11 protein-coding genes are annotated in these 15,086 nt (G+C 70.7%); 7 read left to right on the top strand and 4 right to left on the bottom strand.

The features are described 5' to 3' along the window. Positions 1-38: 38 nt before the first annotated feature. Positions 39-1,013, top strand: a complete 975-nt coding sequence (locus H6726_12930) for a polysaccharide deacetylase family protein (GenBank protein ID MCB9658545.1) — start codon at positions 39-41, stop codon at positions 1,011-1,013. A 110-nt stretch (positions 1,014-1,123) separates the two neighbouring features. Here the strand turns inward: H6726_12930 and H6726_12925 are convergent, their stop codons facing one another. Next, positions 1,124-1,804 carry a hypothetical protein gene (locus H6726_12925; protein ID MCB9658544.1) on the bottom strand — a complete coding sequence of 227 codons (681 nt, stop codon included), beginning with the start codon at positions 1,802-1,804 and terminating at the stop codon, positions 1,124-1,126. A 241-nt stretch (positions 1,805-2,045) separates the two neighbouring features. Between H6726_12925 and H6726_12920 the strand changes: the two genes are divergently transcribed. Together H6726_12920 and H6726_12915 are read left to right on the top strand one after the other, a co-directional pair. Beyond that, positions 2,046-3,545: a hypothetical protein gene (locus tag H6726_12920; protein ID MCB9658543.1), complete on the top strand. Its 1,500-nt coding sequence runs from the start codon at positions 2,046-2,048 to the stop codon at positions 3,543-3,545. Continuing rightward, a complete protein-coding gene (locus H6726_12915; GenBank protein ID MCB9658542.1) occupies positions 3,542-5,020 on the top strand; it encodes a hypothetical protein in 1,479 nt (492 codons plus the stop codon). Before H6726_12920 ends, H6726_12915 begins: the two co-directional genes overlap by 4 nt. Before the next feature lie 88 nt (positions 5,021-5,108). Here the strand turns inward: H6726_12915 and H6726_12910 are convergent, their stop codons facing one another. Next, a complete protein-coding gene (locus H6726_12910) occupies positions 5,109-7,430 on the bottom strand; it encodes a sulfatase-like hydrolase/transferase (protein MCB9658541.1) in 2,322 nt (773 codons plus the stop codon). Positions 7,431-7,588: 158 nt separating this feature from the next. Between H6726_12910 and H6726_12905 the strand changes: the two genes are divergently transcribed. The 4 genes from H6726_12905 (at position 7,589) to H6726_12890 (ending at position 10,909) form a co-directional block, all read left to right on the top strand. After that, positions 7,589-8,617 carry a HEAT repeat domain-containing protein gene (locus H6726_12905; protein ID MCB9658540.1) on the top strand — a complete coding sequence of 343 codons (1,029 nt, stop codon included), beginning with the start codon at positions 7,589-7,591 and terminating at the stop codon, positions 8,615-8,617. Beyond that, complete coding sequence (locus H6726_12900) at positions 8,614-9,432, top strand: TatD family hydrolase (protein ID MCB9658539.1); 819 nt, start codon at positions 8,614-8,616, stop codon at positions 9,430-9,432. The genes H6726_12905 and H6726_12900 overlap by 4 nt, the downstream gene beginning before the upstream one ends. 129 nt (positions 9,433-9,561) lie before the next feature. Next, the gene (gene rplC / locus H6726_12895; protein MCB9658538.1) at positions 9,562-10,230 is read left to right on the top strand and encodes a 50S ribosomal protein L3; all 669 of its coding nucleotides are present in this window, start codon (positions 9,562-9,564) and stop codon (positions 10,228-10,230) included. Positions 10,231-10,240: 10 nt separating this feature from the next. Continuing rightward, complete coding sequence (locus H6726_12890) at positions 10,241-10,909, top strand: RlmE family RNA methyltransferase (GenBank protein ID MCB9658537.1); 669 nt, start codon at positions 10,241-10,243, stop codon at positions 10,907-10,909. A gap of 432 nt (positions 10,910-11,341) precedes the next feature. On the opposite strand, the gene H6726_12885 is transcribed toward H6726_12890, so the two are convergent. Then, positions 11,342-12,376 carry a tetratricopeptide repeat protein gene (locus tag H6726_12885; GenBank protein MCB9658536.1) on the bottom strand — a complete coding sequence of 345 codons (1,035 nt, stop codon included), beginning with the start codon at positions 12,374-12,376 and terminating at the stop codon, positions 11,342-11,344. Beyond that, positions 12,376-15,072: a [protein-PII] uridylyltransferase gene (gene glnD / locus H6726_12880; protein MCB9658535.1), complete on the bottom strand. Its 2,697-nt coding sequence runs from the start codon at positions 15,070-15,072 to the stop codon at positions 12,376-12,378. Before glnD ends, H6726_12885 begins: the two co-directional genes overlap by 1 nt. Between the last annotated feature and the right edge of the window lie 14 nt (positions 15,073-15,086).

Genomic DNA, 15,086 nt, shown 5'->3' with positions numbered 1-15,086 from the left:
CGCACGAGTCGACGAGAGCGAGGAGCGCGAGCGAGACCATGCGGGGCAGGCGGAGAGGAACGAGGGGTGTCGCGGCCATCAGCGTCGACCTGGACGAGATCCCCTGTTACGCGGCCATCCACGGACTGCTGGACGACGCGGCGCTGCGCGAGGCTGTCCTGGCGTCGCAGTCGGCCATCTACGAGCGCGCGCTGCCGCGTCTCGTCCGCCTGTTCGAGGAGGAGGGGCTGCGCGCTGCGTTCTTCGTCGTTGGTCGCGACGTGAGCACGACCGGCAACGCCGCACGCCTGCGCGAACTGGTCGACGCTGGCCACGAGCTGGGCAACCACACGTTCCACCACCTGTACGACTTCTCCCGTGGCTCCCCCGCCGAGATCGAAGCGGACGTCGCCGACGCGCACGCCGCCATCACCGCCGCCACTGGCTTCGCCCCCCATGGGTTCCGGGCGCCGGGCTACACGCTCAGCGACCTGGTCGTGGAGAAGCTCGTCAAGCTCGGCTATCGCTACGACTCGAGCGTCTTCCCGTGCCCGGCGTACTACGGCGCCAAAGCCCTCGCGATGGGCGCCATGCGCGCGCGCGGACGTACGAGCCGCAGCGTGCTGGACGATCCACGCGTGCTCGCGGCCTCGCCGGACCCGTACCGCATGGCGCGCCCCTATCGCCGACGTGGGCGAGGCATGCTCGAGCTTCCCATCGGCGTCACACGTGCCGTGGCCGGACGCCTGCCGTACATCGGCACCAGCCTCGTGCTGGCGGGGCCCGCGGGCGCGCGGGCGCTGTCACGGGGCATGGCGGGGCGGCCGCTCATCAACTTGGAGCTCCACGGGATCGACCTGGCGGACGCCGAAGCGGATGGGCTCGGGTGGCTCACGCCGCACCAGCCCGACCTACGTGTGCCGTTGGCTCAGAAGGAAGCCGCCCTGCGAGCGGCCATCCGCGAAGTGCGCGCGATGGGCTACCCCTGGGTGCGGCTGGACGACGCGGCCGACGAGTTCGCTGCTCGCGGCTGAGGACCGAAGGAACCTCGACGCCGAATCACGCCGCCGCGTCCCATCGAGTACGACTGGCGACCACTCGGGGCTGCTTCGTGCGCCGCTCGGGAGGCGCCCCTCACGCGTGCTCACATCCCGGGTGGTCGCTCTTCGTCGCGCATGCCGGGCGGGGGCAGCGGGCGCGGCGAATACTCGGGGGTGTCGTCGGGGTCGTCCTGCTCCGACTCGAAGCGCTCGGAGTCGTCGCGTGGCGCGTCATACCCACTCGCCGGCGCGGGCACGGGGGCCGGCCCTTCGACGTACGTGCCCGGCGGGAAATCCACAATCACGAAGTGGTACCCGTTGGCACCGGCCTGCTGGCTGACGGTCGGCATGACGTCCGCGCGCATGTCGAACACGAACGCCAGGTCACGGGAACGGCGCTCCACCCGTGCGCGCGTGACGGGCGTGTTGAAAAAGCGTGTCTCGAGCGGGCGGCGTGTGTTGCGGACGTGGGTGGTGGTGGCACGCACCAGCAGCTCCAGGCGGCCCTCGGTGCGCACGAGCTGTGTCTCGGGTGCGTGGCTCACCTGCAGAAAGAAGCGTGATCCCCCGTCGCGGCGCATCTGGAAGCCAGGCCACGTGATCAGGGTGCGGTCCGAGGCGCGCTGCACCGCGCCATGCCGCGGCGGCGTGTGCCCGTTGTCCGGCGCGACCCCTGCGTACTCCCCCGTCTGACGCGCTTCCCGCACCTCGAGGCGCGGCTGCGCGAGGACCGGCGTGGCCATGACCGCGAGGGCACCCAGAACCAGTGACCAATCGTGCTTCACACGGAAAGGGTAGCGCAGAGAGCGCCCCCGCCGGCAAGTTCGCGACGAAACAGCCGGCTGGCGCTCCCGGGTCTTCGTCGTGCGAGGCGCGACGACGAGTGGATGCCACCGCATCGGCGAGGACGCACCACACCAGCGGCGGCCCGTCGGACGAGCTGGGGCTTCCGCCGCCCCGGCTCCGTGCTCTATGCTCGGGGGTGTCGCCGAACTCCCCCCGTCGCGCCTCCCGGCGAGCCTCCGCATGAGCGGCGCCATCGCGCTACGCGTCGCGCTGGCCTGCGTGTTCGGATACGCGGCCCTGTACCATGGACTGCTGTTCCGAGGCCGGGCACGCGAGCGTGAGCACTTGTGGTTCGCCATCGTCGCTCTGGGGTTCTGCTCGCTCGCGGCCTCCAACGCGCTGGTGCTGGCGTCGGCAACACGCGAGGCGGCCATGCTGGGCACCCAGATCGGCGGCGCAGCCGCCATCATCGTGCTGGGCGGCTCCTACGAGTACAGCACCCTGGTGCTGGGGCTGCCGACGCACTTCCTGCGAGCCCGGCTCACCTGGTATGCTGCTGGCCTCGTCCTCGTCGCGGCTGGCGCCTTCGTGTCCCTCACCCCGCTGCCGACGCTGATCGACCTACCGGGTCCCTCCGCGCCCTACCCGCACATCTACATCACGGTGCCTGGTCAGCTGTACTTCAGCGCGACCTGGGCGCTGGCGCTGCACGGCTTCAGCAGGCTCCTGCGCGCCGCGCGCGCGCATCCCGAGCTGGTGCGCGTGGCCGTGGCGTGGGGGGTCACCTGGCCGATGGCCTCGCACGACATGGCGACCAGGCTCATGGGCGTGAATTCGTTCATGCTGACCGAGGTGTTGGGTCTGGCCACCATCGGCGCCATGACCGCGGCCGTGCTCGACCGCTTCGTCAACGCCGAGAGCGCGTTGCAGCTGCGCACGGCCGAGCTGCACCGCAGCCACGAGGAGCTGGTCGGGATCCAAGAGCGCTTGGTGCACCGCCAACAGCTGGCGGCGGTCGGCGAGCTCTCCGCGGTCATCGCCCACGAAGTGCGCAACCCCATCGCGGTCATCAAGAACGCCGTGTCGGGACTGCGACGCGAGCGCACCCGCGACGAGGACCGTCAGACGCTCCTGGGCATCCTCGACGAAGAGACGGACCGGCTCAACCGGCTGATGCACGACCTGTTGGCGTACGCGCGGCCCGTCGTCCCGCAGTCCGAGTCCGTCGACCTTCAAGCGCTCATCGACCTCACCCTCGAACAGGCCCTCGCAGGACAGGAGATCGATGCGCCCGCCACGCAGGTCGAGGTCGACATCCACCCGCTCACGGCCACTGTCGCGGGCGACCCCAAGCTGCTACGCCAGGCCCTGTCGAGCCTGCTCGAGAACGCGCTCCAAGCCATGCCCGAGGGGGGCACGCTGCGCGTCGAGGCGGGGCCAGCGAGCCTACGCGACCACCCCGCGGTCGCCGTCCGTGTACGCGACACGGGCCACGGCATGGACCCCGAGGTGTTCGGGCGCGCCAAAGAGCCTTTCTTCACGACACGTCCGCGTGGCACCGGCCTGGGCTTGGCCATCGTCGAGCGCGTCGCGCTGAACCACGGCGGTCAGATGGCGATCGACAGCACTCCGAGCGAGGGCACCTGTGTGTCGCTGCTGCTGCCGACGGAGCGCACGAGCGTCGCCCCCCTTCCCCCGCTCGACACGGGTCGCCGCAGCGCACCCAACGAGGCTCCGTGACGCTCTACGCCACGCTTCCGCTGGGGTGGGCTGCGGTCCATACGTTCATCGCAGCCTCGTACTTCTACCTCCTGTTCAAGCGACGTGGTGGGGACGAGTACCTCGGCTTCGCGCTGTTGAGCGCGTTCCTGGCGCTGTACGCTGTCGGTGCGCACTTGTACGCCACGGCGACGGATGAGGCGGAGCTGGTCGTCGCGTTGAACACGCGGCTCTATGCCATCGGCGGCACTACCGCCGCGTTCGTTGCCTTCGGACACCAGCTCATGGGCCGGCCGCACGACCGCGTCGTCACGATCGCGTGGGTCAGCTGCGTCGTGGGCATGGTCCTGACCCTTGGCGGGCTCTTCGTGGACCCTGCCAACAACACCTCGTTCCGCGCGACCTGGGTCGACGTCCCCCCGCCGTTCGCCGTGGAGGGTTCACCGCTGATCGCGCTCTGGGCCCTCTCGACGGGGACGTGCGGTCTGGTCACCAGCATCCGCGCCCTGCGGCGCCCCCCCGATGGCGCCGACCTCCGCCTGCTGGCATGGGGAGGCATCATCACGGTCCCCTCGTTCGTCTTCGACATCGTGGTGAGCGCGCTGCGCATCCGGACGCCAACCCTGTTGGAGCACGCCTCCGTGATCGGCACCGTCCTCGCCAGCTGGATGTTGCTGGAGCGCTCCTTGCGCACGGGGGACGAGCTCGCCGCACGCACGGACGAGCTGCTGCGCACCTACGAGGAGCGACAGCACATCCAAGAAGAGCTCGTTCATCAAGAGCAGCTGGCGGCGGTCGGCGAACTCTCGGCCATCATCGCCCACGAGGTGCGCAACCCGCTCGCGGTGCTCAAGAACGCCGTGGCGACGCTACGACGCGCCAAGCACCCCCCCGAGGTGCACGCGACGCTCCTGAACATCTTGAACGACGAATCCGACCGCCTGAACCGCCTGGTGGGTGACCTCCTCACCTACGCGCGCCCCGTGGCCGTCCAGGCCCAGGCCATCTCGCTGAGTGCGCTGATCGAGGACGCCCTCGACCGAGTCCGCCGCGCCAACCCGCGCAGCGAGCAGGTGCAGTGCAGCCTCGCGCTCGACGACCTCCCGAGCACCCTCGATGGTGACCGCGACCTGCTCGAGCGCGTGTTCATCAACGTCTTCGAGAACGCCCTCCAGGCCATGCCAGGTGGTGGGTCTCTGTCCATCACGGGCGGACGGGAGCTGTTGGATCAAAGCGACGCCGTGCGCATCCGCGTGCAGGACTCTGGAGAAGGGATGGACACCCTCGTCCGCTCCCGAGCAAGCGAGGCGTTCTTCACGACGAAGGCGACGGGCACGGGGCTCGGCCTCGCCATCGTCAGCCGCATCGTGACGGCCCACGGCGGCAACATCGAGTACCTCAGCCGACGCGGCGAGGTCGGCACCACCGTGAGCATCGTGCTCCCCGTCCGCAGCCCGGCGACGACGACTGCGGCCGAGGACCCCGACGGCACCTGAGCCTTCTGGGCATCGCGAGACGAAAACGCCGAGCCCCCCGAAGGTGACCCGGCGATTCCATGCGTGTCGGCCAGGCGCAGCGCGCGCGTCAGTGGGCGTAGCCAAGGGCGCGGAGCTGCCCCTGGATCTCGTCGTCCATGACCGCATCGCCGCCGCGCAGCTCGGTGCCGCGCCGCTGCTGGGAGCCCGTCCAGTTGCCCCGCTCGGTGGAGCCGAGGAACTGAGAGAGCATCACGCGGCAGAAGCGCTGCGCTACCGGGCTCGAGCCGGCCGGGAGCTGCTGACGCTCGCGCGGGTCCTGCTGGAGGTCGAACATGGTGGAGGTGAGGTTCCCGCGCAGCAGGAACTTCCAGCGCCCGGTGGTGATGACACGCCGCTCGTCCTGGAAGTCGCTGAAGGCCACCTGCGGGCCCGGCTGGTTCACGCCCAGCATGAGGTTCACCAGGCTACGCCCCTCCTGCGTGGGCATCGTGGGCACACCCAGCAGGTCGGTCACGGTGGCCGGGATGTTCAGCGTGCTGACCGCCGTGCCGACGCGCGTGTTGGTCGGGATGCGACCCGGAAGGCGGAACATCAGGGGCACGTGCAGCAGCTCTTGGTAGACGGAGTGGCCGTGGCCGTAGGACCCGTGGTCGTTGAACTCCTCGCCGTGATCGGACACCACCACCACCAGTGTGTCCTCCGTCAGGCCCAGCTCCTCGAGGCGCGCCAGGAAGCGGCCGAAGAAGTGGTCGTGCTGCGTGATCTCGGCGTCGTGCAGCGCCTCCAGGCGGCGTCGGTCGCTCTCGTCGAAGGTGACGGTGGGTGGGTTGCGCTTGGCGCCGACCAGGAGATCCGGGGTCATGCGCGCACGCACCTGACCGGCGTAGTTGGGGCGGGCATCGTAGCGGCGCAGGTACTCCTCGGGCGGGTCGTAGGGCACGTGCGGGTCGATGGTCTGGATGTACGCGAAGAAGCGCTCGCCGCGGTTCTGCTCGATCCACGTGGCCGCCTCGCTGAAGACGTTCTCGGCCTCGGTGCTCTTGTTCTCGCGGATGTAGTTCGTGTAGTGGTCCCAGCCCTGGTTGAAGCCGAAGCGGTCCGACACGTAGCCGTTCGCCAAGAAGCTGCCGGTGCGGAAACCCTGCTCCTTGAGGTGCTCGCTGAGCAGCACGGCGTCGGGTGAGAGCGACGAAGACTCCGTCTTCTGGCCATGCGTCATGGGGTAGAGACCCGTCAGCACCGACGCCACGGAGGGCTTGGTCCAATTCTCGGCCGACTGCGCCAGCTCGAACACGGCACCCGCCTGCGCCAGCGAGTCGATGGTGGGGGCCTCGACGCGGCTGTTCGAGTTGAAGGGGCGCAGCTTGTCGGCGCGCAGCGTGTCGATCAGCACGACCACGACGTTGCGGGCCGGCTCGATGGTCGGCCGCTCCACGTGCGGCACCAGGATGCGCGGCACGCTCCAGGCCACGCGCCCGGCGCCGGCGCTCTCGGAGGCGAGCTCGAGGCGCACCACCTGCCCGGCGAACGCGTTCAGGTCGACCACCTGGTCGTTCCAGCTCCCTCCGGCCGTGCCCGAGAAGACCTCCTGCCGGGTGCCGTTGTCACCCGTGACGAAGACCTTCACCGGTGCGTCGCCCTCGCCCTCGAGCCCCACGCCGAAGCCCAGGCGCCCGTTGGCGGGCACCTGCACGTGGTAGCGCAGGCTCATCGGGCGACGCGTCACCACGGCCTGACGCTCGGTTCCGCCCAGCGCGACCGTCGCGACGAGCGCGTCGAAGGCCGGCGCGTCGAACTGACCGTCGGGGAAGCTGCCGCGCACGACGCGCACGGACTCGATGGCCGCAGAGACATCCTCACCGCCCACCTGCGTGCTGCCGCCGAAGACCAGCTGGATGTTGTTCTCGCCCACCACCAGCTTCGAGCCGGGGAGCGTCACGTCGTAGTCGGCGAACTCGCCCTGGCGGATGGTGAGCGACTGCACCGTCTCACCGTTGAGGTACGGCGTGAGGCGCTCCGTGCCGTGCGCGCGCAACCGAATGCGCAGGGTGTGGTCGCCGGCCTCGTCCACCGGGAAGTAGAAGCGGGCGCGGGTCCCTACGAACGAGAAGGTGGCGTCGCCCTCGGCGGCGCGGGCGCCCCAGCCCGAGCGCCAATCGCCGACGCTGTACTTGGCCTGGGCGGCCGTGCCGAAGTCCATGTAGAGGCCGTGGTGGTAGACGTCCGCCAGGTGCACCAGCTCGATCAGGTCCAGCTGGGTGTCCAGGTCCTCGAACACCTCGGACACCGGCGCCTCCGCGCCTTCGCCCGTGCCCGACTCGCCGTCACCGCCGCCGCAGTTGCAGCCCGCTACGCCGAGGGCGAGCGAGAGCAGGAGGAGGGCCGGGATGGGCCGGAGGGGCTCGAGGGGGGTTGTGCGCTGGGTCATTCGCGTTGCTTCTCCTTCACCGCGCTGAACGAACGTTTCCTGCTCAGATGAGCGGCTGTGCACACGTCCAGCGAGAGCTGGCACCTAGCACGCTGCCTGGGAAGGGGTCAAAAAAGCGCCCCTTGACGGTGGCGCGACCCGGGCGCTAGGAACCGCACGTGTTCCTGACCCCCCTCACCCCCACGCCCGAAGCGGCGCTGCGCGACGTGCACGCCACGCGCGCGGAGTTTCGCGTGGCGGCGGCCCGTGCCCTCGGGAACGTGCCGGCCGAGCACCTCGCCGCGGCCCTCGAGGGGCTGCGCACGCTGTGCCGCGACACGGACGCCCGGGTGCGCCTCGAGGCGCTGGCGGCGTTGGGACTGGTGGGCGACGCGACCGTCCTGCCGGACGTGCTGGCGCAGCGTCAGGACCCCGCCCCCGCGGTGCGCGCCACCGCTCTGCTGACGGCGGGTGCCCTCGGATGTGACGAAGCCGTGCTGGTCGAGAGCGTCACGCGGGCGGACCCACCGCTGCAGATCGCGGGGCTCGAGGCCCTCGCCCAGCGGGTCGCGGGCGAGTCCGGCGCGCGCGGCGACGCCCCCGAGCCGTGCCACTCGGCAACGAGCGGCGCGCGGCAGGCCAGCCCGACCGCGCTCCACGCCACGCTCCGCGCGCTGGACGACGTGAGCGAGGCCGTGCGCGCGACCGCCGCCGCCGCCCTGGCCGCGCTCGACGCCCGCTCTGCCACCGACGCGCTGGCGGGGCGCCTCACGGACGTTCCGCGCGTGCGCGCCAGCGCCGCCCTCGCCCTCGCCGATCTGGGCGACTCCCGCGGCGTGCCCGTCTTGATCGAGCAGCTGGCCCGCGGCTCGTTCGAGGCCGCCGAGGCCCTCGGCACGCTGGGGGTCGACGCGGCGCGCGAGCCGCTGGCCGCGTCCGCGGGGCGCCTCTTCACACCCCTGCTCACCAAGGCGGCGGCGGGGGCTGCCCTCATCCGCCTGGGCGATCCGCGCGGCGAAGACGCCCTGCGCGCCGTACTGAAAGCCTTCCGCCCGGACGGCCGCCCCTACGCGGTCACCCAGGTCATGCAGCTGAAGCTCTCGGGCCTGCGCCCCGAGCTGGAGGCACTGGTGAAGCGTCCGCGCGGCGTGGACCTGGACCTCCTGCGCGACGCGCTCTCGGCGCTCGGGACGGGGAGCCCGGCATGACCCTGTTCGACACCCACTGCCACCTGGACGACAAGCGCTTCGAGGGTGACTTCGAGGCCGTGCTGCAGCGCGCACGAGACGCGGGCGTCACCCGCATCGCCACCATCGGCTGCTGCAGCGACGTGGAGAGCGTGCCGCGCGCGCTGAACGTCGCCCGCGCCCACGCGGACTGGGTGGTCGCCTCGTCCGGCGTGCACCCGCACGACGCGAAGAGCTGGAGCCCTGCCCTGCGGGACGCGATCGTCGCCGTGGCGGCAGACCCGCTGCTCGTGGCGATCGGCGAGGCCGGCCTCGACTACCACTACGACAACTCGCCGCGGGCCGAGCAGCAGCAGGCCTTCCGCGACCAGATCGCCCTCGCCCGCCAGGTGAAGAAGCCGCTCATCGTGCACACGCGCTCGGCCCCGGAGGACACCCTGGCCATCCTGCGCGAGGAGCACGCACGGGACGTGGGGGGCATCATCCACTGCTTCAGCGAGACCCCGGACTTCGCCAAGCAGGCGCTCGACATGGGCTTCGTGTCGAGCTTCAGCGGCATCGTCACCTTCAAGAACGCCACGGAAGTGCGGGAGGCGGCGCGGGTCCAGCCCCTCGACGCGCTCCTGGTGGAGACCGACGCGCCCTACCTCGCGCCCATCCCTCATCGGGGACGGCGCAACGAGCCGGCCTACGTGGCGCACACCGCCGACTGCATCGCCGCCCTGCGCGGCATCGACCCCGCCGAGGTGCGTGAGCGCTCCTTCGCGAACGCCCTGCGGGTGTTCGGGCTGCCCCCCGTGGCCGTCGCGGACGCCGGGACGCGCCCGGGATCATAAAAATTGCGCCGTGCGCCTTGACCTGACCCCCCGCGCACGTATCCTTCGCACCCTTTTCCAGACCCTCTGTGTGGGCCTGCCGCGGCGAGAGCGACCAGGCGGAACGCCCCCAAAACGAACTTCGCGATCATGAACACGAACTTTGGTCTCATCGGCAAGAAGCTTGGAAACACCCAGATTTTCCAAGAGGACGGCGAAGTCGCCCGCGTCACCGCCATCCAGACCGGCCCCTGCGTGGTGGTCGGCAAGCGCACCCAGGCCAAGGACGGCTACAGCGCGCTGCAGATTGGCTTCGGCACCAAGCGCAAGAAGCTGGTGAAGAAGCCGCAGCTCGCCGTGTACGAGAAGCTGGGCGTCGAGCCCCCCTCGGTCGTGCGTGAGTTCCGCGTCCCGGCCGACGTGGCGGACAAGTACGAGGTCGGCCAGACGCTCAAGCCGTCCGACGTGTTCTCCGAGGGTCAGTTCATCGACGTGTCCGGCACCAGCAAGGGCCGCGGCTTCGCCGGTGTCATGAAGCGCCACAACTTCTCGGGCGCCGGCACCGTGGGTCACGGTACCCACGAGTACAAGCGTCATGGTGGCTCCATCGGCATGAACATGACCCCGGGCCACACGCTCAAGGGTCAGCGCATGGCCGGTCAGTACGGCAACAAGACCATCAGCATGCTCAACCTGAAGGTCGCCAAGGTCATGGACGAAGAGGGCATCCTCCTCGTCGAGGGTGGCGTCCCCGGTGCCCGCAACGGCATCGTCACGGTCCGCGGCGCGGTGAAGAAGAACCCGCAGCCGCGCGGCTGAGAGCAGCTCGTTGTCTGGTCGACGTCGCAGCGGCGGCGGCAACCGGCGACTCCAGGACACCTATGGCCGTCGCGCGAAAGCCGACGGCTTTCCTGCTCGTTCGGTCTACAAGCTGGAGGAGATCGACCAGAAGGTGCGGCTCTTCCGGCGCGGTCAGCGCGTGCTCGACCTGGGCGCGGCTCCCGGCTCGTGGACCATGTACGCGGCCACCAAGGTGGGCCTCGAGGGCAAGGTGTATGGCGTGGACATCCAGCCGCACCGCGCGGCCCTGCCCCCCAACGCCGTGATCGAGGTACTGGACGTGCACGACCTGCAGCTGGACACGCTCGGCGCGTTCGACGTGGTCATCAGCGACATGGCCCCGAACACCAGCGGCGTCCGCGACGCGGACATGTACCGCAGCTACGAGCTGTTCATGACGGCGCTCGACGTAGCCGACCGCGTGCTGGTGCAGGGCGGACGCTTCACCGGGAAGATCTTCCAGGGCAAGGAGTTCCCCGACGCGCAGCGCGCCGTGCGGGAGCGCTACGAGGAGTGCAAGGTGGTGCGCCCCAAGGCCACGCGCGACGAGAGCTACGAGGTGTTCCTGGTGGGCCTGAAGAAGCGCGCCGCGCCGCCTGACCCGGCCGCGGCGGAGCCCCCGGAGGCGCCCACGCCCGCCGAACCCGTCCCCGAATAGGGGCACACCGGACTGAGGAAGAAGGCGGGACAGATCCCCGAATATGGGCACCCCGGACTGAAGTCCGGGGCAGCAATCTCAGGTGATCGCGTGCTCGAAGTCCGCCCCCTGCGGAGGCGGACTGCGTCTCGTGGATTGCTGTCGGGTGGTCGGTGGGACGGCTGCGTTCTCGGATTTGCGGTGGCGCCGAGCAAGACAGTCCTCCCCCTTGTGGGTAGGACTTTTCCGAGTGCCCGGCGGTAGCCGGGCGCTCGGAAGGATGCTGCCCCGGACATCAGTCCGGGGTGCCCCTAATTCAGGACGGCTATCAGGAGGCCGGTTTCGAGACAGCCTCTTTAGTCCGGGGTGCCCCTAATTCGGGATAGCTAGCCGTTCTGAGACAGCCTCTTCAGTCCGGGGTGCCCCCTCTGCGGCGGGATTTCGCAGCCAACCTCAGCCCGGGTGGGCCGCCAGCCACGCCCGGGCGCTGTCTGCTGCAGGACCATTCGGGTCCAACTGCAGCATGCGGGTGAGCGCCCTGCGCGCCGTCGGCACGTCGCCTTGCTCCGTCGCGATCCGACCGAGCAGCATGTGCAGCGTCGGGTCGTTGGGCGCGCCCGTGAGCGCCTGCTCCACCGTGCGCCGCGCACCCCCCGTGTCACCCCCGCCCAGCTGCGCCAGGGCCAGCTCGGCGGCCAGGGCTGGGGTCTGACGGTCGTCGTTGGCCGTGATGGCGTCGCGCAGCGCCTGCTGGGCGCCCGTGAAGTCTCCCAGCTGACGCAGGGCGGAGCCGATCTCCAGCAGCGTGGCCGCGTCGCCCTGGGCCAGCGAGCGGGCGCGGTTGAGCTCCGTCTGCGCGGCGGTGGTGTCGCCCTGCGTGGCCAGCAAGAGGCCCAGGCTCACGCGTGGGTAGGCGTCGTCGGGCGAGAGACGCGCGGCGCGGCGGTAGGCGTCCAGCGCGCCGGTGGCGTCCCCCTGCGCCTCGAGCGCGAGCCCCAGGTTGAGCGTGGCCTCCGCGTAGCGCGGACGCAGCGCGACGGCGCGGCGCAGCAAGGTGGTGGCCTCGGCGGCGCGCTCGGTGTTCAGCAGCAGCAGCCCCAGGTTGTTGAGCGCCTCGGGGAAGTCCTCGTCGATGGTGAGGGCGCGGCGATAGGCCCGCTCGGCCTCCTCGTACGCTTCGCTCAGCTCCAGCACGAGGCCCAGGTCCAGGTGGGCCCGCGCGTCGTCGGCGTCCTCTGCGATGGCGGCGCGGAAGTCTGCGAGCGCGCCCTCGAGGTCGCCGACCACGAGCTTGGCCTCCCCCGCCCGCACGTGCTCGCTGGCCGGGTGGCTGGCGTCGCCGTCCTCCTCGAAGTCGACGTCGTCGCTGAGCCGTGTGTGGACGCTCTGCGTCGAGCCTCCGCTGCTGCAGCCCCACGCGACTGGCACCGCGATCCCCGTCAGCACCCACAGCACGATGGCCGGGCGCACCCCTCTCGTTCGATGCATCACGCGCGCTTCTCTCCCTGCTCGGCGTGAAACGCCGCCACGCGGTTGCGCAGCGCGTCGCGCAGGGCGATGACGTCCTCGCGCTCGCTGACCTTGCTGCCGTCGGGCCGCTGCACGTAGAAGACGTCGGCCACACGCTCGCCTTCGGTGTTCACCTTGGACAGCACGATGTTCAGCTCGCGGTCCGCGAACACGCGCGCGATGACGGACAACAGGCCCGGCCGGTCGCGGGTGAACACGTCCACCACGGTACAGGTGGACGAGACCTCATTGTCCACCGAGACCTCGGTGGGCGCGTCGGGCACCTGGCGCGTGGCCCACTGCGGCGGCTTGGGCGGGCGCGAGATGAGCTCTTTGGCGCTGACGCGGTTGGCCAGGCGCTCGCGGATGTCGTGCGTGAGCCGCGCCGCGGCGTCGGCCGGGATCGCCCCCGTCCCCGCGGCGCGTCGCACCAAGAACGTGTCGAAGGCCCGCACGGCCGTGCCCGTGTCGCGCGCGTAGACCTCGGCGCCGATGACACCCAGTCGGTGGGCCGCCAGCACCGCCGCCACATCGGCCAACAGGCCGGGGCGGTCGTCGGTCATGACCACCAACTCGAACGCATCGTCCTCGGGGCCGGGACCCAGACGCACGGCCACGTCGTCCGCCTCGTGCGCGATGGCGAAGCGCGCGTGCGCCACGATGCTCTCGACGTTGTTGGCGAGCATGTAGCGCTCGGGCATCTGCTGGACGAAGGCGTCGAGGGCCGCCACCTGGGCAGAGGTTGCCTCGCCGAACGCACGCCGCACCTCGTCGCGGATGTCGGCAACGCGCTGCCGTGGGTCGTGCCCCTCTTCGAAGTAGTACATCAGCGCGACGTACAGCTCCTCGAGCATGCGCGACTTCCAGGTCGTCATGGCCGTCGTGTTGATGGTGCCCAGCACGCAGACGGTCATGACGTAGAGGTCGCTGAGGGCCTCGTGGCTGGCGATGGACTTGGCCACCTCGGCCAGCGTGGCCCGGTCGTGCACGTCCCGCTGCGTGGCCATGCGGTAGAAGTTCCAGTGTTCGCGGATGAGGAAGCCCACGCGCTCGGCGTCGGCCTCGCTCAGCCCAAAGCGGCGCGCCACGTCGTGCGCCATCTGCGCACCACGCGCCTGCTGCCCGCGGCCGTACGCGCGGCCCAGGTGGTGCAGCAGCAAGGCCAGGAAGATGGGCAGGCGGCGTGGTGCGACGGCGGCCAGGCGCGAGGCCATGCCCATCTCCGTGTGGTCGCCGCGGATGAGCGAACGGAACTTCTCGGCGGCCAGGATGGAGTGGATGTCCACCGTGTACACGTGGTAGGCGTCGTGCATGACGCGCCCCACCAGGGGCCCGAACTCGGGGACCATGGCCGTAATGAGGCCCACCTCGTGCAGCTCGGTCAGCGCGCCGCCGCGGAAGGGCGCGTCGCCCACGTCCTTGATGATCTCGACGAAGAGCTGGGTGGCCTCCTCGGAGCGGCGCAAGCGCTCGCGCCAGGTCTTGTTCGCGGCGGAGCGGGCGATGACGTCGCGCGTCTGCGGGTGCGGCGTGAGCTGGTGGCGCAGCGCGCGGCGGTACAGGCGCAGCGCGAGCGCCGGGTCGTCCTTGAGCGACTCGGGGCGCTCGAGATCCACGCGCCCGCCCACCTGCACGGTTCCGTCGCCGAACACGCGGATGCCGCGCGGGTGCGAGCTCTCGCGCACCGCTCGGGCGCGGTCCAGCATGCGTTCGGTGGTCTGGGCCACCACGCGCGCGTGGCGGTAGTAGGCCTGCATGAACTGCTCGACGGCCAGGGAGATGCCGTCCACGAAGCCCAGCTGCTCGGCGATCTCTTCTTGGTCCGCGAAGGTGAGGCGGTCCTGCTGCCGGCCGGCGCGCAGGTGCAGCAGGTTGCGGGTGCGCCAGAGCATCTCGCGCGCGGCCTCCAGGCGCTCCACCTCGCGCTCCACCAGCGCGCCGCAGGTCACGTACTCGGAGACGTCGCGCACGCCGTGACGGGCGCGGATGGTCCACTCGGCCACGTCCAGATCGCGCAGCCCGCCGCGCCCCTGCTTCACCTCGGGCTCCAGCAGGAACAGCGAGTCACCGAAGCGACGGTGACGCGACTCGGTGTCCTCCGTGAGGGCGTCCAGGAAGCGGTCCAGGTTGGACTCGAAGACCTCCTCCTGCCCGCGCTTGTGGAGCTCGTCGACGATGTGCCGGTCACCCGCCACGCAGCGCAGGTCCAGCAGGGTGGTGCTGGTGCGGATGTCTTCGAGGGCGAGGCGGATGGTCTCGTCCACGCCGCGCACGGCGTGCCCGATGTCCACGCCCAGGTCCCACAGGGGGTACAGCAGGCCCTCGGACACGCGCCGCACGTAGGGCTCGGACGGGTCGTCGCACAAGAAGAGCACGTCCACGTCGCTGTGGAGGCCCAGCGTGAGGCGGCCGTATCCACCGACCGCCACCAGCGCGAGGCGGCCGACGGGCTTGGCCTCGAGCCGCGCGGCCGCGTCGGCGGCGCAGTAGAGCGCGTTCAGCAGGCCGTCGATGGCGCGCGCGTGCTGGCAGGCGCCGGCCACCCCGGGCGTGCCCTGACGGACGGCCTCCTCGAAGCGGGCACGGTACGACTTCAGGTACCCTCCGCAGGTCGGGCCGAGTGTGGGGGCGAAGCGGCCGAGATCCATGGTGGGGGAGGACGTTACGTCGCGCACGGTGAGGGAGTATG

Source organism: Sandaracinaceae bacterium, from assembly GCA_020633055.1.
In the GTDB taxonomy this organism is placed as follows: domain Bacteria; phylum Myxococcota_A; class Polyangia; order Polyangiales; family Houyiibacteriaceae; genus JADJJE01.
The sequence above is the reverse complement of the archived record's forward strand: the minus strand, read 5'-3'. Positions and strand labels throughout refer to the sequence as shown.